Raw genomic sequence first — 24,849 nt, forward strand, 5'->3', positions numbered from 1 at the left:
GGACTTTACTTATATCAATTACAACACATTAGATTAACTTTGTTTCACTGTCAATACTAATAATTCTGAATATTAAGATTCTGGATAAATTTCTGCGGCCTCAAGACCGGGGGTGCAAGTAAGGATGCTCGAAGGGCGATCAATTTGCCGATCGCGGCCCAAATCCTTGCGTAAGCCTCTCTTGCGATCGCGCGGGGAATTATTGTCGCAAATTAAATGCTTTACTTTTTTACAGTAAAGTCTGTTCCCTGCATTCACCAATCCCCGATTGTGTCTGTGGTCAAGGTAAAAACAAGACAGCCATGAATCGAAATACCTAGACCCCGGCCGCTGCAAATCTGCCGAAAGCATTTACCGGCGCTGGGTTAACTTTTACCTCAACAAGACGAGGCAGCACTTGTTCTCGATGTCACTGCCAGCTACTTGTAAATTCTATTTTTTGGGCTGGAAATCCCCTCAAAACCCCAAATACCAACGGGCAATCTTCTATTAAGGTGTTGGGCATATAACTTCCACAGAACGCAGTCTGGGGAAGGCAATCCGGTAAAAATTCAAGGAAATTTCACCTCTTCGTTGAACGGGTTTAAGCTAAAACCCGACTCAATGGGCGCGGCGGCAGAAACATCGGGCAGCCACTAAGAGGGGAATAGTTTTGGGAGCATCTCAATGAAAGCAGCCCTCCGCTAGAAATTGGAGTTTTGAGGCAGGAGGCAGGAGGCAGGAGGAAGAAGGAAAGGGGAAGAAGGAAAGAGGAAGAAGGAAGGAGCCAGAAGAAGGAAGGAGTCAGAAGAAGTATTTTTACAAATATGAGATGCTCCCATAGTTTTGATCGGGCGAGATTGCTTTGCGACTCTTAACACTTCGCCAGGAATCAGTAGATTTCTACGGGGAACTCGGGAAAATCTTCCTCCTCCGGCCCCAAGCCAGAGAATTTGAGGTTACTTCCACAGGGGAATTGAAAAAGACCGAGTTAAATGCACCACAGCTTAAATGTTTGATGCACTACAAATTAGCAGCGGTTCCCGACATGGAGTTTGCATGGAAATGTATTGGTTTCCACTCGTGGCCTGTAAACGGCCATACTCTCAAAATTTAGGCACCAACTGGAGGGGCCCGTCAATCGATTTGAGATTTTAGATTTTAGATTAAAGAATTGAAGCCTTGACCCCACGGATAAATTCGGGGGCTCCTTTATCGGATACAGGTTTTTTATTTCACCGGTCCTGAGTCTGCTTTCGGAATGAATCACGTGGCGGGTATCCTGGATGCTTGATTGTCAAACTCACAGCCGCTTCCATAATTAATTATTGTGAAATAAGCGCGCTGAGGGTGAGGACGTTCTTAATTGTGGCAACTCTGGCTTTTATTGTCTTGTGCCGAATGACGAATGCTCCTGCGGCCGAATCAGCCCGCTCAAAAACGCATACAAGCCACCGACTCCTGTCGTGGAGAGATCAAAATTTTAGAGTCTTGTTCCTGTTCCCAGATTTATCTGTGGAGTAAAATTAAAATCTCAAATCCTTCGACTCAGGGCTCAAGCCGAAGTCTAAAATCTCAAATCGACTGACTAATTTTATATTAAGAGTCCCGGACTTACTTGCTCGACGAGAAACCCGGTTTCTTCCTCGATGCTTGGTTGGGCTGCTGCTTATTTTCGGTAAAAACCGGCTGGATGAACGTAAGTCCGAGATTCGATCGAGCAGCATACTTTCGATCGCTTTGCCAGCGGCAGCCGATCGCGAATGGCCAGCAAAAACCCCACCCAGTTTAGAGCCAGGCCAAGAGGGTCTAAATTCAGCATTGCAGTGGGCGAGCGCTTTTAGGAATGAAAAATAAATAAGGTGACTAATAGAGCAATAGTTGACCTTGGATCAAGGCTTCTGGGGTTTAATTGTGCAAGTTATTAATTTTTCATTCCTTAGTGACGTTGTTGCAGGTAATTGTGCGACAGGGGAGTCCGTACCGCCGGCAGTAACTCTTCTGGTTTCGGGTCTCGCCCTTTCGAGTACCGCCACCCAAAAAAGCCAGCACTTAAAGCAACGGGCAATAAGCAAAGCATCAGGGCCACAGATTTTTTGAACCCCGGTTTTGTTAACGGTTTCTGAGTCGGCGCAGCGGCGCGAGTTGCTTGGATCGCCGCACACTCAGAATGAGGAATAGAGGACGGCGAAGCCGTCGGTGAGTTCGGTGAATTAGTAGCATCGGGTCGATCGTTCTGGTGAACCCAATCCCTGCGATCTTTTAATTGGTTGGGATATTCCCAGACTTCGCCGTCAGAATTGCCTGACTCATGCGATCTATTGGCTGGGATTGGGGGGTATTGGGCGATCGCCGAAACCGAAGACGCAGCCCTCCATTCTGTACCCGCGAGCGCCGGTTGCGTTCCCGACCCGATTATGTGCACCATAGAACCGGAGGTCGCGCTGTGGGCTGGGGCGCCGGTCAGATAGCCGTCAAAGTCCGGGTGCTGGTAGAGAATCGGCAAAGCCCAGTATAGCTGGTGAGAACCGTAGGCAGAAATTAGCCCAGCTCTGGCCCGGCTCAGGCTGAGATCGACTGGATAGCCTTGATTGAGGTTGCGGTAAAACAACCGTGTCAGAGTTAGGGCTACATCGTCGGGGATGCTTTCTGCCATTGCTAGCACTGCCGGAATGCCCCGCTTCACTAGAGCTTCGGTTAAGTTCCGTTCCGGGCTGTCGTCCGCGAGGTCTGAGGGGTCGCCGTAGGCGCCGCGGCAGGAGTTGAACACGGCCATCTGAATACCGTTGTTAACGAGCAATCCAGCTAAGTCGTCGCCACTGAGGGTTTCGGTTAAGCCGGTGCGGCTGCTGACTAGGTAGAGTTCCCCACCTCTGGAACCTAAGTTGCTGTGGCCTGCGTAGTGCAGGACTTGGTAGTGTCCTTGTTCTAGGGCTTGGGTAAGTTGTTCTCGATCGGGCTGTTCGAGAATAGTCAGTTGAATTTCCGGGCAATGGGGGCTGTTTTTGAGAGGATGACCGGTGCGGTTTTGGAGTTCTTGTTGCAAATGGAGCACTTCTCGCTTAAGCTGCAAGCTGTCTCGATCGCTCGGAGAGGCGATCGCCATTAAAATTTTTAGTGGCCCGCTACTAGGCAGTATCCGGGTTTGTTTGAACAAACTTGTACCTGGTTGGTAGCGGGAAAACACGACATCGGTGCCAGTTGCCAAAGGGCGATCGCCCGCGTGCAGCACTTCCCACGGCAGCCGCGGCAGGCGCCGGCCTTTGAGTCCGAGTCGCAGTTGCAGCACTTCTCGGCGGTGCTGGGCGATGCCTTGAGCGCAAGTCCAGCTATCGCGCAAGTTTCCTTGAAACAGCCCGCTGTATAATTGTTGTCCGAGCGCTACTAAATTCGGCACTGAGTTGGGTCCCGAACGGGAGCCCCCGCGACCAGCAAAACTGGTTCCCTGTACTGCTTTTCCTTGGAGCAAGCCCACCAGCGGGTCGTTCATCAGTTGAGCAGACAGTGCAAGCCATTCGTCGATCGGCCAGCGGACTTGTTGTTCGGCTAAGGGTACACCGGGTGCAACCCTTTCTGTCCGCACTAGATATTCGTCGTCCCCAACGGGAGTGACTGAGAGTTGAAATTCCTGGCTCACGGATTTAGCGCCCTCCCGCCTTAATTCTGAATTTGCCTGCGTTTTTGCGGCTAGCAATAGCGATCGGCAAAATAATTTTTACTCTTTGAATCAAAGTTTTTGAATGCGCTTCCCCCGATCGGGCGATCGCTAGCGTCATATATATTTGTTCAAACACTTTGAGGATATAAAAGTTGTACTTTAATAACAGTTTATTAGTTTTGATTGCCCTGTGGCTCGGTGAAAGCCGAATTTTCTGCAATCTTTGTATCTTTAACATTTTGCACCTCTACCGCAGACCCCTTTAGATTCGTCGTGAACTTGAGTTTCTCATTGCTGAGTAAAGTTAAATTGGAGGCACTTTACCAGGCGGATCTCTCGTTCTTATTAAAATTACTTCGGCTCACGCCAACCGGTTTCAGGGCAATATCGCAGGAAAAGTTGAGTATTTTATTTTTTTTGGCGATCGGTCGATCGGTCTTTAGGGCTTATCCTGTACCACCAACCCCCCATGTGTAATCTTGATTTTGTGTCAATTAATTAATTGGTCAGCCCTGGGTTCTCATCCGTAAGCCCTCCGCCCTCATCCTTAAGACCTCAGTGGCGATCGATAATCGATAGTTGACCATCGATAATTACTAATAACTTATTGCTAATTTTCCGCTTTTATGATATATAAAACTTTTAATTTAACTCTCTTAATCTAGTTAAAGTTAAGCAGCAAAAATAAACTTAACCCGCCAAGAACTCTCAACAATACAAGGCAAATCAAATTATTCCGGTACTCTCCAGCAACCACCATTTTTGGCATCTAGAGGATTACGCCTCATCAGGCCGGTTTCTCGGAGAATTATTGGATTTGGTAGCGAAGTCTCTACAAAGGAATAGGGTTGGGCAGCCGCGCCGTGGGTCGTGTCCGCTCAAAATGCCGAGCTTGCAACTGTCACCAAAAACGACTCCTGCGTTACGTACTATTTTTGGCGAAACTTTACAATCTTTCTTAAGATAGATATATTTTGGCAGAGTTCTTAGTATTAATCTGAAAACAAAATTCTCAGTTCGCGATGTTTCCTTAAATCGAGAGAAAATTTTGCAACTAAAAATTAGAACAAATATTTGGCCGGGCGAATTATCTAAATTTCTAATTAATCATCGGGAACTAAAATTAGGAGGGTGCGGTCGTTTAGTCAAGAGATTCAAATCCTAGGTCAGGGAAGGATTTGTCAAAGCTGGGAGTGTTACAAAACTTCAATACACCCAGCCTAGATAGGAAAAAAAGCAAGGGTAGAATTTGGGGGATAGAGGTTTTGGGTAGTTATTTAGGAGTTGTCAGTTGCGAGTTTAAATTCAGCTAATTCACTGTAGAAATTACGTAGAGAATCTACAAGAATGGGCGCTTCGGCGCAGCTTACGGTAGAAATTACGGAGAACATCTCAAATGCTCGGCGCTTCGGCGCAGTAATTACAGTGTAGGTTGCGGATCAATTAATTTTGGTACGCAATTGCAGAATATAAAACTCGCAACAGAGCGAAAAAAACCTTGCCGTTTAAGTGGCATCTATAATAGTAAAAATGAGGAAACCAGCTCCTCTAGCAGGCGAAAGCATGAAGTTTAAAAAAAAATCTTCTGCAGCCTCCTGTTTGCTGATAAATTGATTCTAAGAAGCTTACCATTTTTTGGGAAATATCAACAATGGATGAACTAACGTTGGAAGAACTGAGAACACTTTCTCCCGCTCAAAATGAAACAGAAAATCCTGAGATGACAGAGCCAGATCCCAAGGTTACTACACCGATCCCCACCGATGACGGGGTGAATTTAGGCAACAACAGCCCTCCAAATTCCGCTCCGGACTTACGCGACTTAATTCAGGTAGCGCTCACCGAAAACACCGCCGACATTAACGCCTTATTTCCGGATCAGTCTAACGCTGCACCCGAAACAGGTGCTACTGATGACAGCCAAATGGCGGAATCTACCGGCGTACCAGAAGAAGGTGTGGGCGACGATGATGACGAGGACTTCGACGATGATGACTTCGAGCCCCGCCGCCGAACCGTCATCGGTACTGATGACGATGACCTCATTGTCGCCACCGGCGAGCAGGATAAGATATTCGGCAAAAGAGGCAAGGACGAAATCAAAGGAAACCGTGACAAAAGAAATCAAATCTTCGGCGGTAAAGATGACGATGATTGCGAGGGCGGCGATGACGACGATGAAGTAAGGGGCGATCGGGGCAACGATACCGTCAGGGGTGGCCAAGGCAACGACAGCCTTTTTGGCGGTAAAGATAACGACAGCCTTTTTGGCGGTACCGGCAACGACACCTGCGAAGGCGATGACGGCGATGACTTGGCCCACGGCAACGAAGGAGATGATGACGTTGACGGCGGCGCCGGCAACGATACCGTCTACGGCGGCAAAGGCAACGACGATTGCAAGGGCGACGAAGGCAACGATGTCGTCAGGGGCGATCAGGGCAACGACGATTGTGAGGGCGGCGCAGGCAACGATAGCATTAACGGCGGCAAAGATAACGATACCGTTAGGGGCGGTGTAGGCAGCGACAACTGTGGAGGCGACGACGGCGACGACAACGTTAGCGGCGGCGACGGCAACGATACCGTTAGCGGCGGTGCCGGCAACGACCAGTGTGGAGGCGACGACGGCGACGACAGCGTTAGCGGCGGCGACGGCAACGATACCGTGATCGGCGGTGCCGGCAGCGACGTTGGCAGCGGCGACGAGGGCGACGACAGCGTTAGCGGCGGCATCGGCGACGATACCCTGATGGGCGGCGACGGCAACGACGCTTGCATGGGTGACGACGGCGACGACAGCGTGATGGGCGGTGCCGGCGACGACAGCGTGATGGGCGGTGTCGGCGACGATACCCTCGTTACTGGCGACGGCAATGACGTGGCAGGCGGCGGCGACGGCGACGACAGCGTGATGGGCGGCGGCAACGGCGACGATACGCTGATGGGCGGCGACGGCAACGATACGCTGATGGGCGGTACTGGCAACCATACCTGTGTCGGCGGTGCTGGAACTGACGTTTATGTCATGAGTAACAGTCCCTCTGGGGGACAAGCTGTCATCACTGACTTCGCAGACAACGAGGATAAATTTCTCCTGTTTGGCGACTTGAACTTTAGCAGCTTGACCTTTATACAAATCGGTGTCAATACCGAAATTCGGGTCAATAACTTCGCCTTGGCGCTATTGTTGAATGTCAACGCAACGCTTATCACTGCTGCCGACTTTTTGGGAGTTGATCCTCAAACTCCAACTCCAACTCAACCTCAACCTCCAACTCCAAATCAACCTCTCACTCCGATTTTTAACCCTCCGCAACTGGAAGTTAGTGAGACCCTGATTGCTGGTTCCAGCGGCCAGGAGCAAACTATTACTCCTGAGTTGTTGCGTGTTTCCGATACCGGGCAAGGTCCTGGCGGCATAACCTTCACGCTAACCGAGCTGCCCCCTGCTACAACCGGGCAACTATTTGTTAAGGGAGTCGCCGTAACACAAACGGGCGTTACCTTCACTCAAGAAGACATTAACGCAGGCAGGGTAACTTTCAGAGCGGCAGTAGGTTTTTTCGGTGCGGCTACTTTTGGTTTTCAAGCTACCAACGGCCAAAGAGCTCTCACCGGCAAAACTTTTAGCTTGAAAATCGAGCAAGATTCCTTTAATTTTGCTGGCAATCCACAAGGTCAAGTTATTGCCGGTTCTGCGACGCTCCCTAACAACATCGTAGGCAGCGAGGGTGACGATAACATTACAGCCGGTAAAGGCAAAGACACAATCATCGGCGGCAAAGGCAAGGACACAATTAAAGGCCGCGATGGCGATGACGATATCGACAGCGGCGATGACGATGATGATATCGAAGTCGGCCTAGGCAAAAACAAAATAAAAACAGGCCAAGGCAACGACAAAGTTAAAGGTGGCAATGACAATGACGATATCGATGGCGGCGATGACAATGACAATATCGAAGCTGGCGGCGGCGATGACACCGTAATAGGCGGTGCTGGGAATGACACATTAACAGGAAATGAGGGCAATGACACGATCGAAGGCAGCGAAGGAACCAATATTCTAACTGGGGGTAATGGACAGGATCGCTTTGTTTACCGCGCTTCCCGCCAAGAGAGTCAAACAGTTGTAGAAGCTGACTTTATTACTGACTTTAATGTCGATGAGGATCTTTTAGAGCTTTCTACGGCAGCTTTTGGTAATCTCAGCGTTTCTAGCTTGACCCGACTGGAGATTACTGCTACTTCTACTGTTGGGTCGATCGGCAGCGCTAATTTTCTCGACTTCACCGCGGATATCACTGTTCGCAGCATCGCGACTTTGCAAGTGCGGTTTGCAGAGTTGGGCGGCAACCCAGACGTGCCTATTTTCTGTCAGTTTATAGATGCCGAGACCGGTCGTTTGGTGCTGGTATATGGTGTTGGGGCGCGCTTGGACATTGTGACCAGTTTCTCGGTGGACGTTCGCCTGACTGTCAATAACTTTGTCTTCACGGGCCCGCCACTAAATATTCCTGTCGGTACTGCTGGTGCTGACAATGTGGATTTCACTACTTCTCCGGCCCCAGTTAATTACGATGGTTTAGCAGGCGATGACAAGATTGTCGGCAGCAATTTTAACGATAGCCTCAAGGGCGGCGACGGCAACGATACCATCACCGGCGGCCTCGGTTTGGATGTCATCAGCGGTGGCACTGGTGCGGATCTGTTTGTTTACAGGACAACTAAAGAAGGCGGCGATAAAATTTCCGACTTTACTGTTGGGGTAGACAAATTCGAGTTTAGCGCGAGCGCTTTCGGCAATTTGACTACGACTAACTTTGACGGTGTTAGCGGGGTTTCTCCTGACATTACTGGCAAAGAGTTAGTGATTTTCACAGGCGGCAGTTATGCCTCTTTGCAAGATGCACAAGCTAAAGCCCTGGGCAATTCTACAACTGCTGGTTTCTTCGCCTTTACTAATGCGTCGAACGAAACAGAGTTGTATTTTGACTCGAACGGTACGGTGGCCGGTGGTTCTACCTTGATTGCGAATCTGGGTACTGCTGCTAGCAATCTGGGAACAGCGGACTTTGTATTTACAGGTACGATCGCATCTCCTGCTGGTACTACTACCAACTCAGGCAGCATTGTCGATTTAACTGCTGCAAATGCGGGTACTTTCGCGACAGCCGCATTTAACAACTTCGGTTCTGGTGCTGGCGGTTACAACTTCACCACTCCTGTCTTATTTACGGGCAATGACAGTGCTAACAGCGTCACCGGTACGGAATTTGCTGACATCATCAACGGTGGTGGCGGTGCAGATATTATCGACGGCGGCAGCGGTGCTGACATCCTCAGCGGCGGCAGCGGTGCAGATATTCTGAGTGGCGGTGCTGCTGCGGATCTGTTTGTTTACAAAGCAGCAGGTGAAGGCGGCGATACAATTACTGACTTTACCTCCGGGGTAGACAAATTCCAGTTTGTCAGCGGTGCTTTCGGCAATTTGACTACGACTAACTTTGACGGTGTGAGCGGTTCAACTCCTGACATTACTGGCAAAGAGTTAGTGATTTTCACAGGCGGCAGTTATGCCTCTTTGCAAGATGCACAAGCTAAAGCCCTGGGCAATTCTACAACTGCTGGTTTCTTCGCCTTTACTAATGGGTCGAACGAGACTGTGTTGTATTTTGACTCGAACGGTACGGAGGCGGCTGGTTCTACCTTGATTGCGAATCTGGGTACGGCTGCTAGCAATCTGGGAACGGCGGACTTTGTATTTACAGGTAGCATCACCTCTTCTGATACTGGTACTTCTCCGACTGGTACTACTACGAGCTCCGGCAGCGTTGTCGATTTAACTGCTGCAAATGCGGGTACTTTCGCGACAGCCGCATTTAACAACTTCGGTTCTGGTGTTGGTGGCTACAACTTCAGCACTCCTATCTTATTTACGGGCAATGACAGTGCTAACAGCGTCACCGGTACGGAATTTGCTGACATCATCAACGGTGGTGGCGGTGCAGATATTATCGACGGCGGCAGCGGTGCTGACATCCTCAGCGGCGGCAGCGGTGCAGATATTCTGAGTGGCGGTGCTGCTGCGGATCTGTTTGTTTACAAAGCAGCAGGTGAAGGCGGCGATACAATTACTGACTTTACCTCCGGGGTAGACAAATTCCAGTTTGTCAGCGGTGCTTTCGGCAATTTGACTACGACTAACTTTGACGGTGTTAGCGGTTCAACTCCTGACATTACTGGCCAAGAGTTAGTGATTTTCACAGGCGGCAGTTATGCCTCTTTGCAAGATGCACAAGCTAAAGCCCTGGGCAATTCTACAACTGCTGGTTTCTTCGCCTTTACTAATGGGTCGAACGAGACTGTGTTGTATTTTGACTCGAACGGTACGGAGGCGGCTGGTTCTACCTTGATTGCGAATCTGGGTACGGCTGCTAGCAATCTGGGAACGGCGGACTTTGTATTTACAGGTAGCATCGCATCTTCTGATACTGGTACTTCTCCGACTGGTACTACTACGAGTTCCGGCAGCGTTGTGGATTTAATTACTAATCCCGGTACTTTCCCAACAAGCGGAGTTAACAACTTCGGTTCTGGTGTTGGCGGTTACAACTTCACCACTCCTGTCTTATTTACAGGAAGTGCGACAGCTAATAACGTCACCGGCACTGAGTTTGCTGACATCTTGAACGGCGGATCGAGTGCAGATATTATCGACGGCGGCAGCGGTGCTGACATCCTCAGCGGCGGCAGCGGTGCAGATATTCTGACTGGCGGTTCAGGTGCGGATCTGTTTGTTTACAAAGCAGCAGGTGAAGGCGGCGATACAATTACTGACTTTACCTCCGGGGTAGACAAATTCCAGTTTGTCAGCGGTGCTTTCGGCAATTTGACTACGACTAACTTTGACGGTGTTAGCGGTTCAACTCCTGACATTACTGGCCAAGAGTTAGTGATTTTCACAGGCGGCAGTTATGCCTCTTTGCAAGATGCACAAGCTAAAGCCCTGGGCAATTCTACAACTGCTGGTTTCTTCGCCTTTACTAATGGGTCGAACGAGACTGTGTTGTATTTTGACTCGAACGGTACGGAGGCGGCTGGTTCTACCTTGATTGCGAATCTGGGTACGGCTGCTAGCAATCTGGGAACGGCGGACTTTGTATTTACAGGTACGATCGCACCTTCTGCCAATGGTACTTCTCCGACTGGTACTACTACCAGCTCCGGCAGCGTTGTCGATTTAATCACTAATCCCGGTACTTTCCCGACAAACGGAGTTAACAACTTCGGTTCTGGTGTTGGCGGTTACAACTTCACCACTCCTGTCTTATTTACAGGAAGTGCGACAGCTAATAACGTCACCGGCACTGAGTTTGCTGACATCTTGAACGGCGGTTCTGGGGCCGACATTTTCGACGGCGGTTTAGGTAACGACAGCATCTCCGGTGGCGCTGGTAACGACAGTCTCTTCGGCGGTGGCGGTAGCGATACTCTCAACGGTGACGAGGGGAATGACACTTTAATCGGTGGTTTGGGAACCAATGTTCTCAACGGTGGTGCTGGTGCGGATCAGTTTATGTTCCTCGGAACTACTGCTGGCGGCGGGGATGTAATTACCAATTACAGCATTGCTGACGATCAAATTAGCATCTCCAACACTGGCTTTCAAATCGGAACCGGAGCTGCATTTGTGACTCAGAGTTTCTACGCTTACAGCAGCACAGTGTCTGATGTAACTGTGTTTGAAGCAAATTTAACCCAGCCGTCGTTCATTGCTCTCTACGACGGTTTGTCTACTAAACTGTATTACGATAGCAACGGTTCTACGGTTGGTGGTAACAGTTTGTTTGCTACTGTCGATGTCAATTTGGGATCGACCGGTAATACTGAATTGTTCTTGTTCTAAACGGCAAGAATCCTAATCGGGATATCGGTACGGTTAGGGACACAGCCATGCTGTGTCCCTACAAGATACGGGTAAGGACACAGCCATGCTGTGTCCTTTTTTTGTAATTGTTAAACAATTTAGTCGCTATTTTTTGGGTAGGAAATGGCATTGCCGTCTCCTCTTTTGGGTTGTTGTCGATGGTTGGAGTCGATCGCACTCGCGAGGGCAATTTCACCATCCAATCCGGTTTATTTTACCCGTTACCCGAAATCAGGACACGTCGCCGTGCTGTTTCCCTACAATTAATCGGGCGGTGGTTAAATTTGTATTCACAGTCCTGGACGCACTTCGACAAAGAAACCGGGTTTTTTACCTCATCTTCGAGTGCGAACGAAGTATTTTCGTAAAAAAACCCGGTTTCTGGGCCCCATGCGTCACTCCTAATTGATTAATCCCTCTCCTGTGCAAGTACAAACCTCACTTTACTTTTTGATAGTAAATTGTCATAACTTTGATTTTAGTCAACAGCTTTTTTGACAATTAAGCGCAACAATTAATAATTATTAGCCCCCAAATATCATAAAAATTTATAATTTAATGGTAGGAGTGAAGCGGGCAATCCCCACCCTACAAATAGAGTCCTCGATCGCCCTAATCTAAAATCTATGAGTTCCCAAAATCCTTTATCAGTCTGTTTCGCGGATGTGGAGGCGGCGGCAAATCGCTTGCAGGGCAAAGCTTTCAAGACGCCGGTGCTGACTTCGGAAACTTTCAACAAACAGACGAATTCTCAGGTATTTTTCAAGTGCGAGAACTTTCAGCGCACGGGTTCGTTTAAATTTCGGGGTGCTTGCAATGCTTTGATGCAGCTATCTGAAGCTGAAAAACGGCGGGGAGTGCTGACTTTTTCTTCGGGAAATCACGCGCAGGCGATCGCCCTTGCGGCACGGTTGCTAGAAATTCCTGCTACTGTTGTCATGCCGGCAGATGCGCCAAAAGTCAAGCAAGAGGCGACTCGTGGCTACGGTGCAGAGATTATTTTGTACGATCGCACTCAAGTTTCTCGCGAAGAGTTAGCCACTAAAATTGCCGAGGAGCGACACTTGACAATTATTCCTCCTTATGATAATGCGTGGGTGATTGCGGGACAAGGTACGGCGGCGCTGGAATTAATCGCAGAAGTTGGGGAGTTGGATTTGCTGTTAGTTTGTTGCGGTGGCGGGGGTTTGCTGTCGGGCTGTGCGATCGCAGCAAAAACTTTGTCTCCGCAGTGTAAAGTAATAGGAGTAGAACCGGAGCAAGCAGACGATGCGGCGCGATCGTTCCGCACGAAAACGCTACAAACTGTTACTAACCCGGATACGATTGCTGATGGGGCGCGCACGCCATCTTTGGGGAAATTAACTTTTCCTTTGGTGCTGCATTATGTTGATGATATGGCAACTGTTTCCGAAGAGGCAATTCGCAGTACAATGTTTTTTATGTGGGAACGGATGAAGATAGTTGTTGAACCGACGGGAGTGTTAGCGGCGGCGGCTTTGTTGTCAGGTGTGGTGCAGGCTGAAAATGCTAGAGTTGGGGTAATTGTCAGCGGGGGAAATGTCGATTTTAGTCATTAGTTATTGGATATCGGAATGATTTAACCGCAGAGAACGCAGAGAGCACAGAGGGAGACAAGTGAGAGATGAATAATTCCGATGAAGTGCGGAATTGATATTATTAGTTAAGGATCTTTGATATGCTGCCATTAATCTTTGATACTTGCGTGCCCAGAGATGAGATTTTATCGGGAGACTTGTCTCTAGATTTATTTGCAGCAAAATTGCGGCTGGTAGTGGAAGGAACTGCACCTCAAGTTTATCAAGATGCCAATAAATTCTTTGCCAATACCTTCGCCACTGATGGCATTAAAACCCTAATCCGGGAAGTTTTTAGCCGCTTGATGAAGCAAAGCGCCGGGGCTGGGGTGGTTCGTTTGGAAACGAGTTTTGGGGGCGGCAAAACTCACGATGAAATTGCACTCTGGCATATCTGCAAGCAAGGGCGAGAAATTCACGGATTGGAACGCTTTACAGATATTAGCGTGATTCCCGATCGCCCGATCGCCGTTGCAGCCATCGACGGTCGAGATTTAGACCCAGAACAAGGAGTTTATCACTCGGACAGCGGCTTGACAACCTACACTCTTTGGGGCGAAATTGCTTACCAAATTGGCGGGATTTCAGGCTATCAGTTACTGCAAGGTAGCGATAAAAGCGGTGTCAGCCCCGGTACTTCGGTGTTAGAACGGTTGACGGGGGGACAACCGACTGTGATTATTTTAGATGAAATTGCGCGGTACTTGCGATCGGCAAAAGCGAAGCAAATTGGCAGAAGCGATTTAGCCAAACAAGTGGTAGCTTTTCTATTTTCCCTGATGGATTTGGCGGCAGCCTGCGATAATTTAGTATTGGTTTATTCCCTCGCCTCGACAGCAGATACTTTTGCTGAAGAAACGGCTGAATTGCAAGAAACGATGCGCGCTTCCGCAAGACAAGAAAGGGTGTTGAGTCCTTCTACAGATATCGAAATTTACAACATCGTCAAACAGCGCGTGTTTGACAGAGTTAGCGAGGAAGCGGCGCAAAAAGCGGCATCGGAATATTTGGCGGCTTATCGCAATTGCCGCGTTAATTTGCCCGATGGGTGCAAAGATGCGTCATACTCAAAAGCGATCGCCCAAAGTTATCCGTTTCACCCGGAATTGTTCAATCTTCTTACTAAAAAAATTGCTTCTATTCCCGAATTCCAGAAGACGCGGGGCGCTTTGCGATTGTTCGCGCAAGTGGTGCGGCATTTGTGGGAAAATCGCGACGGTTGGATGCCGATGATTCACACGCATCACATTCCCATAGGGATGGATGGCGAAATTACTAACGATCTTACTTCTCGGTTGCAACGATCGCCCCTGCGGAATGCGATCGGCGCTGATATCTACAATCCCGATGGTAGACCGGCTTACGCACAATTGCAAGACGGGGAATGGATAGCTGCGGGAAAACCGCCGTTTTCTACTTGGGTAGCCCGATCGATCTTTTTGCATTCTCTGACTCAGGGAAATTCTTCGGGTATTCGGCTGGCTGAGTTGAATTTGTCGCTGCTGACTCCTGGGGTTGACAGCGGTTTTGTCGATCGCGCTTTAGAAAGATTGACTAAGGTAGCCTGGTATTTAGACTCCGATCCGGTAACATCTTTAGCCAGGTTTAAAGAAGAACCTTCGATCAACAAAATTATCACCGAGGAGAAGGAACAAGTTGGGAGGGGATGCGCGAAAGATGATTTGCGAACTCGCCGGGATAGCATTTTTGCCAAGAAATTCTTTACCTTAGTTTCTAATATCGAAAGTCCCGGAAATGTAGACGATAACCCGGATGATGTGGCGTTGTGCGCGATCGACTTTGACGATGCGACGGTGAATGCTTCTACCGACGCAGCCCCGGAATTAATCGAGAGAATTTTTAACAATAGCGGCGAATCGGGGAAGTTTCGCACCTACCGGAATCGGTTGTTATTTTTGGTGGCAAATCGGCTAGAATTAGAAACGGCGATCGACAATGCCAGAGAATATAAAGCTATTCAAAATATTCTCAAAAGTCAGAATCGGCTGGCAGATTTATCGGGAAGCCAGCAGAAGCAATTGAAGGAACGGGAAGGGGCGAAAGATATAGCTGTGAGAGTATCTTTGACTAATGCTTACCGCCATTTATTTTATCCGTCAAATGACCAAGTAAAAGCACCGAAAGGATTGATGCACTACACTCTTACCGCGCAGGATGCGAGTATGGTGAAAGGCAAAAACAACCAGCAAGATGTGATTCTTAAAGCCCTCAAAGATTGCGGCAAGATTCGCGCGGAAGAAGCTAAACCTTTCGCCCCGGCTTTTATCCTGCAAAAAGTGTGGCCTGCGGGGTTGGATAATTGGACGACGAAGGCGCTGCGCGATGCTTTTGCTAAGGATTTGAGTTTGAATATTCTCCTTGACGCGGAAGTTTCGATGCTGCGGGAGACGATTCGCGACGGTTTGAAAATGGGCAGTTGGGATATGAAAGTCGGGGAGAGACTATTTATCAAAACCGATGATAGTACGCTGACACTGCCGGAGACGATCGAATTTAGCGATCGCGCCTCCCTATACAAGCGCGGCATTCTCGAACCTCCAGCGCCCAAAGAAGTGGAACTCAGCGCCCAATTGATGCCCAGTAGTGCGGGCGTCTCGCCTGCAACTTCCGTTGACGTGCGTGTCAGGTGGAAAGCGAAAGGAGCACTGACGGTTAGTTTGTATCAAAATGATAGTTTAGTGCCGGGAAATTTCTTCCCTTCCGATGAGTATGACGCCACCATTGTTAATAACAGTATTTTTCGTGTGGTGGCCGATTACGGTAACGGTGAGACAGCAGAAAAAACAACCAATGTCAATCTAAATCCTCAAGTTCCTAGCGCGCGAGATGATGATAGAAATTCTCCTTATGTGGTGGAAACGCTACAGCCGAGTTTGTGGGAGGCGAAACCGCCGATTATCCAAATTGACGGCACGATTAATGCGGTATTTGCGGGATTGGGCGATCGCATTAGCGACTACAAAGTGCAAGGCATCGAAGTGCTAGAATTGTCGGTGGATCAAGTAATGGATTATCGTAAATTGGGAACAGCAATTGCCCTATTACAGCGGTGGCAACCGCAAATCGACCAAACCGTAACCATTAAAACCGACGACCAATTTGTGCGGTTGGAATATCAAGGGGCGTTGCGGGGATTTCAGAGCTTTTTCTCGACTATCAACACTTTGTTGAACAGTCCCGACGCGCAAGCCACTGTTAGTTTGAAAATCATCTTAGAATTCAAGCCAGCTTTGCCAGCAAATGCCTCGGACATTAATAGTATAAAACAAACGCTCGATCGCAATCCTGTAGAGCGTTTAAATTTAATGGCAAGGGTGATATATTGAGGAAAGGAGTCAGGAGTCAGGAGTCAGGAGTCAGGAGTTAGAAAGGAGAATTTAGGAGTCAGGAGTTAGAAAGGAGAATTTAGGATGAAACTCGAACCAGCCAAAAATTTTCAAGATTTAATTGTGTGGCAAAAATCTCATAAATTTGTTTTAGGAGTTTATAAGTTTACCAGTAAATTTCCTACTAGCGAACTGTATGGATTAACTTCTCAATTTAGACGCGCCGCAGTATCTATTGCTGCTAATATAGCTGAAGGATTTAAAAAACAAGGTCTGGCTGATAAAATGCGATTTTTAAATATCGCACAAGGTTCTTTAGAGGAATGTCGATATTATTTAATCCTATCTGAAGACCTGAATTATGGGAATTCTCAGTCTTTAATCTTAGACATAGAAGAAGTTAGTAGATTGTTAGACTCCTACTATAGTAAAATCAGAAGTCGTAGAGATAATAATTCAGGATTAAGCAAAGGGACTTCAGGATTCAAGAGTCAGGAGTCCGAATTTTGAATTCAGGAGTCAGGAAGAAGAATTCAGGAGTCAGGAGTCAGGAGTCAGGAGTCAAAACTCAGGAAGAAGAATTCAGGAGTCAGCATTTTTACTCATCCCTTCTCGTGACTTCTTTCTCCTAACTTTCTTCTTCCTTCTCGTGACTCCTGACTCCTGACTCCTTTTTCCTAAATTTCTTCTTCCTTCTCGTGACTCCTGACTCCTGACTCCTTTTTTCTAACTTTCTTCTTCCTTCTCCTGACTCCTGACTCCTGACTCCTTTTTCCTCCTCCTGACTCCTGACTCCTGACTCCTTTCTCCTTTCTTATGCAAGAATTTCAATTACGAGTTTTGCCGTTAGATCATAACAACTTCGCTTTGGAACTCTATCAATGTGCTTACAAGAAAGCCGGAGAGAAAAAACGTCCTGCTGCTAAAAAATTGGGGCGACTCAAAGGAAATGCTCTGGTTTTGGCGAGACAAACAATTTATGCAACTCTCAAAGCGAATAATTACGACCCGAAAACTTTATCTCAGCAGCGACAAACTCCTTATATATTATCAGAAGAATCTGGGGTGAGTTTGGCGATTTTATTTCAATCGCTGCAACCGCTATCGAAAACCGAACGAATTGCGAATATTGCCGAAGGGATTATGGCGATGAGTAATGAAGAGGCACATTATTGGTTCGGTAAAATTGCCAATGGCAATCGTTCAAATGCTTTGAAAGCCTTGCGAATTTTATTGGGAGATTAATCTGATGAAAGTTGCGGATTTGTCTAATGAAACTTTAGACAAAATTAAAACAGTGCGGTGGGATCGAATTATTGAGAAGCACGAAGGGCCCGCAAGATGGGAGTCGGAGTTTAGATACCGCGAACCAGAATTTATCGAGATTGAGGGGCGGTGGGTGTTATTGCCTGTTGAAGCATCTCGTCACCAAAATATCACGATTTTGCGGACAATTTGGAGCGCGGATGGCAACTCGCTGACTCTGTTTCTTAAGGATACAACTTTTGATGATGATATGTTTGTATCGGGATATATGGCTGTGTGCGATCGCCCAAAAGGAGAAGAGTTTTTCTTGGCAGTATTGTACCACGAATGGTTTATCATTGAAAAAGCAGAGCTATTTGAAGATTAATCTATAAATTTTTGGGATAATACCAATGCACATTGCAGTTTGGAATTAATCCTTTTAGGGGCTGGCTAGCAGCCACAACCCGGAGATCCCCCCTAGCCCCCCTTAATAAGGGGGGGACAAGATTTCAAGTCAAAGTCCCCCTTATTAAGGGGGATTTAGGGGGATCGAAGATGGTGGTACTTCACAAATAACAAATAACCAACAACCAACAAATCATGCGCCCTCACCTCTTCATCGAGAAAATTATGCCCGTAAATCTGCTAAACGAGCAGGTTTATTACGAACACGGCGGCAATCCATTTAAAGGATTGCATCGCTGGTATTCGCGCAAACCATTATCGTTTTCTCGCGCTTCGGTGTTGGGGTCGATTTTACCCGCAGATATCTCTTTAGAAGAGTTTGAATATTTGCTGGGATTGGAACCGGGGAAGGAAATTAAACTCTACAAAACTCCCCCGTCTTCGGTGCGAATTAAAAAGGTTCATGACTATTGCGAGAAGGTGTGGGGGAATCGCACGCCGACGATTTTAGATGCGTTTGCGGGTGGGGGAAGCATTCCGTTTGAGGCGGCGCGGTACGGGTTGAATGTGTTGGCGTCGGATCTCAATCCGGTGGCGGTGGTGACGATGAAGGCGGCGATGGAATATCCGCTGAAATTTGGCCCGGATTTGCAGGAGGATATTGATAAATGGGTGAAATGGGTGGGGGATGAAGCCCAGAAAAGATTAACTGAATTTTTCCCATCTTTACCGGGGGAAACTGTGCAGAATTATTTGTGGGCTCATACGGTGGTTTGTCCGAGTTGTCAGTCGGTTGTGCCGTTGAGTCCGAATTGGTGGTTATATAAGCGGCCCGAAAAGCAGAATTTACATAAATGGTGTGCGGTGAAACCTATTCCTAACTTGGAACAGAAGCGGGTTGATTTTGAGTTTTTGAAGGGGAAGAAAGGCAAAGAGACGACGATTAAAACGGATGCGGGTGAGTACGATCCGAGTGTTTATAATACGATTAGCCGAGGTGTCGGGAAATGTCCTAATTGCGATACTGTGATTGAAGATGATGTAATCAAATCTCAAGCTCAATCAGGATTACTTGGACATCTACTTTATGCGGTTGCTTACAAACAAGGGAAAGGTAGTTTAGAGTTTAGAATTCCAGAAAAACTTGATTTACAAGGATGGAAGTTAAGCCAACAATATTTCTTTGAAAAATTACCGAAATTGCAAATAAAAAATTTAATACCCGTCGAATATATTATCAACGATCACGGTCAAATTCTTAATTATTGTCAGCAATGGTTTCAAATCTTTAATACTCGTCAGCTTTTAACGCTTGTCACTTATGTAGAAATTATCAACGAAGCTAAGGCGCTGCTACAGGCTGAGTATGAATTGGAGAAGGTAGAGGCGATCGTAACTTATCTAGCTTTAGTATTAGATAGATGTGTTGATAGAAATTGTAGATTATCTATTTGGCATACAGCTAGAGCATCAGTTGAAAGAGCATCAACACAACACGCTTTAAATTTAACATGGAATTATCCAGAAATAAGCGGGGCTGGTGAGTTATGGAATTCCTGTGCTGATGCTTTTGCGTCAGAATATAAAAGCCTCTGTGCTTTATTCGGCACAAAACCTCATTCAACTGGCTTACCCGGCATCGAACAATACGACCCAAAAACCATCCAAATAGAGACTGCATCCGCCGATAGTCTCTACCATATACCCGACAAATCCGTCGATGCCATTATCACCGATCCGCCTTATTATGGAACCGTTCCGTATGCCGATCTTTCCGACTTTTTCTACGTCTGGATGAAGCGCACATTAGGCGATATTTTCCCCGATTTATTCTACTCAGAACTCACCGACAAAGATAGAGAAGCCGTCGCCAACCCGTCGCGCTTCCGTAACATGGGCACATCACCCGACGAACTCGCCAAACAAGATTACGAAGCAAAAATGGCGCTAGCTTTTAGCGAATATTACCGAGTTTTGCGCGATGACGGCGTGATGACAGTCCAATTCAACCATAAAGAATCCGGCGCGTGGGACGTACTCACAAAATCCCTCATTGATGCCGGTTTCGAGATTACCGCATCCTGGGCCGTCAGTACCGAAAACCCGCAAAACTTGCACCAAGCGCAGAAAAACTCGGTTTCTAGTACAGTGCTCCTCATCTGTCGCAAACGCGATGCTAACGCCGCCCAAGCTTGGTGGGATGATTTGCGCCCGGAAGTCGCCAATCTCGTCGAACAACGCGCCCCGGAATTTGAAGCCAACGACATCAAAGGTATCGACCTTTATTTAAGCGCCTTTGGCCCGGCTTTAAATGTGTTCAGCCGTTCCTATCCCATCCTCGACAGCAGCGGCGAAGAAGTGCGCCCGGAAGTTGCATTTGCTGAAGCCAGAAAAGCCATTGCAAACTATCGCTTCCGCAAACTTGCACAAACCGATACAGCCGGATTTGACGCCCTGACGCAGTGGTATTTCCTGGCGTGGGATGCCTTCGGCGCTGTCGAGTTCCCCTTCGATGAAGCGCGACAACTCGCCCTCGCCGTCGGCGGTTTCGATGTCGTAGATTTAGCAAAAAAATACAAACTGATTGACTCAGTTAGCGGCACTTGCAAATTTTTGACACCGAAACAGCGACTGAAAAAAGGAGCTTTTTCTGTCAATCCGCAAGATTTTTCCATTACCTATTTAGTCGATGGATTGCACGCGATTATCGGTTTGTATCAGGAGGACGGAGATATTCAAATCGTGCGCGAGTTTATGAAAAAAACCGCTTTGACTGATAACGATAATTTCATGCGGGCGATAGAGGTGGCGCTGAAAGTGATTCCGCGTATTGGGGATGAGAAGAAACGCATCCCGGAGGAGAAGGCTTTGTTAGATTTGTGGTTGGCGATGGATGAGATTAAGGCCAAGGTTATTTATCAACAGATTCCACTTCCGTTTGAGGGACAGTTGAGTTTAGATTTGAATGTAGGTGGTTGAAAGAATGAGAGAAGAGATCCCCCCTAGCCCCCCTTAAGAAGGGGGGGACAAGAGTTTAATTCTGTAGGGGCGGTGCCCCCGTGCCCGCCCCCTTCTTAAGGGGGATTTAGGGGGATCGAAGATTGTGGGACATAACAAATAATCTAATAACATGAATTTAACGGATTATCCCTGGCGCATCAGCTATTCTAGCAACGAAAATAACCCGATCGCCGATTTCTACATTCCCGCGCTAGAATGTGCTCTACAGTACGATCGCAAATCCGGCTTTTTCAACAGCGCCATCCTCAGTAAAGTAGCGCAGGGATTGGGCGCGATGCTGCACAATCAAGGGCGGATGCGGTTAATCATGGGCTGTCAATTCAGCCCGCAAGACTTGCAAGCTATCCAACAAGGTTACGCCCTCCGAGATGCAGTTACCATGCGCCTCGATACCGATTTACAGCCGCCCAAAACCTTCGCCCAACTCAAACATTTTGAAATCCTCAGTTGGCTGATTCAAAACAGTTATCTGGATATTAAAATCGCCGTTCCCCTCAAATCTAACGGCTTACCAATAGATACTGAAAGTTTACTCGATCGCCAGCATATTTTCCACGAAAAAGTCGGCATTTTCACTGACTGTAACGGCGCACAATTAGCTTTTAGCGGTTCCAATAACGAATCTCTCAGCGGTTGGGAAAGCAACGTTGAATCTTTCCACGTTTATTGTGCTTGGGAAGGCGGCAGAGATGCAGAACGAGTTTCTGAAGAGATTTTTCGGTTTGAACAGTTATGGAACAATTTATCGCCGAATGTGCGCGTTTTTGAAGTGCCGGAAGCGGTGAAAAATAAGCTGCTCAACTACGCGCCCAGCAGTAAACCTGTGTGGAATCGGGAGGAAGGTTCGGCAACGGATTTTGTAACGGATGTAACGGATGTAACGGATGTTAGGAGTCGGGATTTAGGAGGAGTTGTTGGGGATTCTGAACTATTCCTAGATTATGCTAAATTTGAACCGCTTTTCAATTTGTACGCATCACCAACTTGTCTCGATTATTGTTTAACATCAATTCCGATTAAACCTTGGCCGCATCAGATTAAGATATTGCGTAGAGTGGCGGCTAATTTTCCGAAAAGTTTCTTAATTGCGGATGAAGTTGGATTGGGAAAAACCATCGAAACTGGGTTAATTCTGCGTTACTTACTCGTCAGCCAAAAAGTTAAGCGTGTGTTAATTTTAGCACCAGCCAGCATTCAGCCGCAATGGCACGAAGAATTGCGCGAAAAATTCAATCTGCACTTTTGGAGTTACAGCAAAGGTGAATTAAAAAATTCCTATGGGGAGAGGAGTCAGTCAGGGGAAGAAAATATTTGGAATTCCCAGAATTTGATTTTAGCATCATCTCATTTAGTCCGTCGGAGCGATCGTACAAAACAGCTTTTAGACGCGCAACCGTGGGATTTGGTGATTCTGGATGAAGCGCATCACGCCCGCCGCCAAAGCCCGCAAAACCGCAAGGAAACTCCCAATCGCTTGCTACAGTTAATGCAGCAGTTGCGAGAAAAAAGTCGATCGCTATTGTTATTATCCGCCACGCCGATGCAGATTGATGCGATCGAAGTTTTCGATTTATTGCACCTTCTCGGACTGCGGGGACATTGGTCTTATGGTGAGAATTTCTGCAATTATTTTAGCACACTGTCCGACAAACCCGATCGCCAAACCTTGAATTTTTGGCAACTGATGTCTGTGGATTACTTCCAGCAAGGAGGTTCGCCCTGTGCTCGGTTGCAGCAATATTTACAGAAGGGCGATCGATTGCTATATTATAAGTTGCGCGATGTCTGGGAAAAAAACCAGCGAGTCAACCCAAAACAAGTTGCTGAAGACACGGATTTTATCGCCGCTTCCCGCCAATATTTGACAGTGAATACTCCCCTGAAAGATTTGATGTTCCGCCACACCCGCGACACCTTGCGCCAATACTATCAGCGGGGATTGTTGGATCGCGATATTCCCCACCGCGCAGTCAGAGACAATGCGATTACATTAGAAAATAACCGCGAGGTGCCACTTTATCTCGCCGTCAGTAATTACGTGCGCCACTTTTACAATCTCGCGCAAAAAGACAACCGCAAAGCGTTAGGATTTTTGATGACTCTTTACCGCAAACGCCTGACAAGTTCCTTTTATGCGATTCGCGAATCCTTACAGCGCCGCCTCGAAGGAATTAGCATTACTGAGGATGATTTTCACGATTTAGATGATGCCGATGATGTGATTCTGGAAGGAATGGAATCTTATTTTGAACCAGCCGATCCTGAAGAAATTAAATATTTAGAAGATTTACTTTATCAGTTTGAGAATACTGGCGAAGATAGCAAGCTTTCGCATTTTATCACAATTTTGCGTCAAGAACTAATCCAGCGCGAAAGTGCGATCGTCTTCACGCAGTACACCGACACAATGGATTATCTCAGAAGTGCTTTACAACAATTATATGGTGTTCAGATTGCTTGCTATTCCGGGCGTGGCGGAGAATTGTATCAAAATGGCCAATGGCGAATTTTTCCCAAAGAACAAATCAAAACCAAATTCCGAGAAGGAATCATCAAAATTTTACTTTGTACCGAATCCGCATCAGAAGGGCTAAATTTGCAAACTTGCGGCGTTTTAATCAACTACGATATGCCTTGGAACCCCATGCGAGTCGAACAACGCATCGGCAGACTCGATCGCATCGGACAGATTTATGATACCGTCAGAATACACAATTTTTACTATGACGGAACAGTTGAGGCGAAGGTTTACAAGAAATTGCGCGATCGCATCGATGCTTTTCAAACCGTAGTCGGCAATTTGCAACCGATTCTCGCAACAGTTCCCACTTTCATCGAACAGGCTGTGATGAGTGCAGATCCCGAAGAAGAGGGCGTTTTGTTGGGAGAGTTCGATCGCATTTTAGACGCGCCGCCTCGCGGCCCTGCCCTCGATGAAATGGTAGAGATGGATGTAGAATCAGACTTGCAAGAAATCCGTCAACCTCTGCCACCGACTTCTCTGTTTCCTGAAACCATCGAAAATTTGTTTGTCAATTCTTTGATTTTAAAACAGATTGGCGCTATCTTCGATCGCTCTGAAAATCGCACTTGGCATCTCAACTATAAAAGTCGCGATTATGCTGTAACATTTTACCCGGATATCTTTGACGAAAATGCTTCACTGCAATTGATGAGTTTTGGCAATCCGTTGTTTGAAGAAATGCTAAGTGCGATCGGGAGCATCTCACTTTTGCAGCCAAGCTAGAAATAGGAGTTAGGAGTCAGGAGTCAGGAGCCAGGAGAAAAGAGTCAGAAGGAAGAAGGAAGGAGCCAGAAGAAGTGTTTTTACAAATATGAGATGCTCCCAGTGCGATCGCCCTTGTGCCAAACTGTGCTTAATCGAATATTTTTAGCTTGTTTCACGAGTTTACGCTATAGCAACCTTCTCGGCAGTTAAGACATTAATGATTTCTTCCACCCTTAATAACTAAGCATCCTGAGTCCTGACTGCTGAGTCCTGACTCCTGCTATACTTTCAGCTAATAGTTAAGCATCCTTATCCTGACTCCTGACTCCTGACTCCTGACTCCTGACTCCTGACTCCTGACTCCTGCTATACTTTCAGCTAATAGTTAAGCATCCTTATCCTGACTCCTGACTCCTGACTCCTGACTCCTG

General features: G+C 47.3%; 14 protein-coding genes. 10 read left to right on the plus strand and 4 right to left on the minus strand.

Annotated elements, in window-relative coordinates:
- Nucleotides 1-72 precede the first annotated feature (72 nt).
- Complete coding sequence (locus QUB04_RS21375) at nt 73-351, minus strand: hypothetical protein (protein WP_333287398.1); 279 nt, start codon at nt 349-351, stop codon at nt 73-75.
- Between the two features lie 493 nt (nt 352-844).
- Here QUB04_RS21375 and QUB04_RS21380 point away from each other — a divergent pair, with 493 nt between their 5' ends.
- Nucleotides 845-1,096: a hypothetical protein gene (locus tag QUB04_RS21380; RefSeq protein ID WP_333287400.1), complete on the plus strand. Its 252-nt coding sequence runs from the start codon at nt 845-847 to the stop codon at nt 1,094-1,096.
- A gap of 552 nt (nt 1,097-1,648) precedes the next feature.
- On the opposite strand, the gene QUB04_RS21385 is transcribed toward QUB04_RS21380, so the two are convergent.
- The 3 genes from QUB04_RS21385 to QUB04_RS21395 form a co-directional block, all read right to left on the minus strand.
- Complete coding sequence (locus QUB04_RS21385; RefSeq protein ID WP_333287402.1) at nt 1,649-1,801, minus strand: hypothetical protein; 153 nt, start codon at nt 1,799-1,801, stop codon at nt 1,649-1,651.
- 117 nt (nt 1,802-1,918) lie between these two features.
- Nucleotides 1,919-3,616, minus strand: a complete 1,698-nt coding sequence (locus QUB04_RS21390; protein ID WP_333287404.1) for a CHAT domain-containing protein — start codon at nt 3,614-3,616, stop codon at nt 1,919-1,921.
- A gap of 4 nt (nt 3,617-3,620) precedes the next feature.
- Nucleotides 3,621-3,875 (minus strand): hypothetical protein, encoded by a 255-nt coding sequence (locus QUB04_RS21395; protein ID WP_333287406.1) that lies wholly within the window; start codon nt 3,873-3,875, stop codon nt 3,621-3,623.
- A 1,413-nt stretch (nt 3,876-5,288) separates the two neighbouring features.
- Between QUB04_RS21395 and QUB04_RS21400 the strand changes: the two genes are divergently transcribed.
- From QUB04_RS21400 to QUB04_RS21440, 9 genes are all read left to right on the plus strand, one after another.
- Nucleotides 5,289-11,549, plus strand: coding sequence for a cadherin-like domain-containing protein (locus QUB04_RS21400; RefSeq protein WP_333287409.1), 6,261 nt, complete (start codon nt 5,289-5,291; stop codon nt 11,547-11,549).
- Between the two features lie 107 nt (nt 11,550-11,656).
- Nucleotides 11,657-11,938, plus strand: a complete 282-nt coding sequence (locus tag QUB04_RS21405) for a hypothetical protein (RefSeq protein ID WP_333287411.1) — start codon at nt 11,657-11,659, stop codon at nt 11,936-11,938.
- A 258-nt stretch (nt 11,939-12,196) separates the two neighbouring features.
- The gene (locus tag QUB04_RS21410) at nt 12,197-13,150 is read left to right on the plus strand and encodes a threo-3-hydroxy-L-aspartate ammonia-lyase (protein WP_333287413.1); all 954 of its coding nucleotides are present in this window, start codon (nt 12,197-12,199) and stop codon (nt 13,148-13,150) included.
- A gap of 119 nt (nt 13,151-13,269) precedes the next feature.
- Entirely contained in the window at nt 13,270-16,515 is a 3,246-nt protein-coding gene (locus tag QUB04_RS21415; protein WP_333287415.1) for a DUF499 domain-containing protein, read from the plus strand.
- 84 nt (nt 16,516-16,599) lie between these two features.
- Nucleotides 16,600-17,025 (plus strand): four helix bundle protein, encoded by a 426-nt coding sequence (locus QUB04_RS21420; protein ID WP_333287417.1) that lies wholly within the window; start codon nt 16,600-16,602, stop codon nt 17,023-17,025.
- A gap of 306 nt (nt 17,026-17,331) precedes the next feature.
- Nucleotides 17,332-17,760, plus strand: a complete 429-nt coding sequence (locus tag QUB04_RS21425; RefSeq protein ID WP_333287418.1) for a DUF7680 family protein — start codon at nt 17,332-17,334, stop codon at nt 17,758-17,760.
- 4 nt (nt 17,761-17,764) lie between these two features.
- Nucleotides 17,765-18,148 (plus strand): hypothetical protein, encoded by a 384-nt coding sequence (locus QUB04_RS21430; protein ID WP_333287420.1) that lies wholly within the window; start codon nt 17,765-17,767, stop codon nt 18,146-18,148.
- 245 nt (nt 18,149-18,393) lie between these two features.
- A complete protein-coding gene (locus tag QUB04_RS21435; protein ID WP_333287422.1) occupies nt 18,394-21,147 on the plus strand; it encodes a DUF1156 domain-containing protein in 2,754 nt (917 codons plus the stop codon).
- A gap of 151 nt (nt 21,148-21,298) precedes the next feature.
- Nucleotides 21,299-24,436, plus strand: a complete 3,138-nt coding sequence (locus QUB04_RS21440; RefSeq protein ID WP_333287424.1) for a helicase-related protein — start codon at nt 21,299-21,301, stop codon at nt 24,434-24,436.
- The last annotated feature ends 413 nt before the right edge of the window (nt 24,437-24,849 follow it).

It is taken from the genome of Microcoleus sp. D2_18a_B4 (assembly GCF_036702475.1).
Taxonomy (GTDB): domain Bacteria; phylum Cyanobacteriota; class Cyanobacteriia; order Cyanobacteriales; family Microcoleaceae; genus Microcoleus.

Excerpts from the sequence above, each read along its gene's own strand:
- QUB04_RS21375 (WP_333287398.1), bottom strand. The coding sequence starts at position 351 with ATGCTTTCGGCAGATTTGCAGCGGCCGGGGTCTAGGTATTTCGATTCA.
- QUB04_RS21385 (WP_333287402.1), bottom strand. The coding sequence starts at position 1,801 with ATGCTGAATTTAGACCCTCTTGGCCTGGCTCTAAACTGGGTGGGGTTT.
- QUB04_RS21395 (WP_333287406.1), bottom strand. The coding sequence starts at position 3,875 with ATGTTAAAGATACAAAGATTGCAGAAAATTCGGCTTTCACCGAGCCAC.
- QUB04_RS21400 (WP_333287409.1), top strand. The coding sequence starts at position 5,289 with ATGGATGAACTAACGTTGGAAGAACTGAGAACACTTTCTCCCGCTCAA.
- QUB04_RS21410 (WP_333287413.1), top strand. The coding sequence starts at position 12,197 with ATGAGTTCCCAAAATCCTTTATCAGTCTGTTTCGCGGATGTGGAGGCG.
- QUB04_RS21415 (WP_333287415.1), top strand. The coding sequence starts at position 13,270 with ATGCTGCCATTAATCTTTGATACTTGCGTGCCCAGAGATGAGATTTTA.
- QUB04_RS21420 (WP_333287417.1), top strand. The coding sequence starts at position 16,600 with ATGAAACTCGAACCAGCCAAAAATTTTCAAGATTTAATTGTGTGGCAA.
- QUB04_RS21425 (WP_333287418.1), top strand. The coding sequence starts at position 17,332 with ATGCAAGAATTTCAATTACGAGTTTTGCCGTTAGATCATAACAACTTC.
- QUB04_RS21430 (WP_333287420.1), top strand. The coding sequence starts at position 17,765 with ATGAAAGTTGCGGATTTGTCTAATGAAACTTTAGACAAAATTAAAACA.
- QUB04_RS21435 (WP_333287422.1), top strand. The coding sequence starts at position 18,394 with ATGCCCGTAAATCTGCTAAACGAGCAGGTTTATTACGAACACGGCGGC.
- QUB04_RS21440 (WP_333287424.1), top strand. The coding sequence starts at position 21,299 with ATGAATTTAACGGATTATCCCTGGCGCATCAGCTATTCTAGCAACGAA.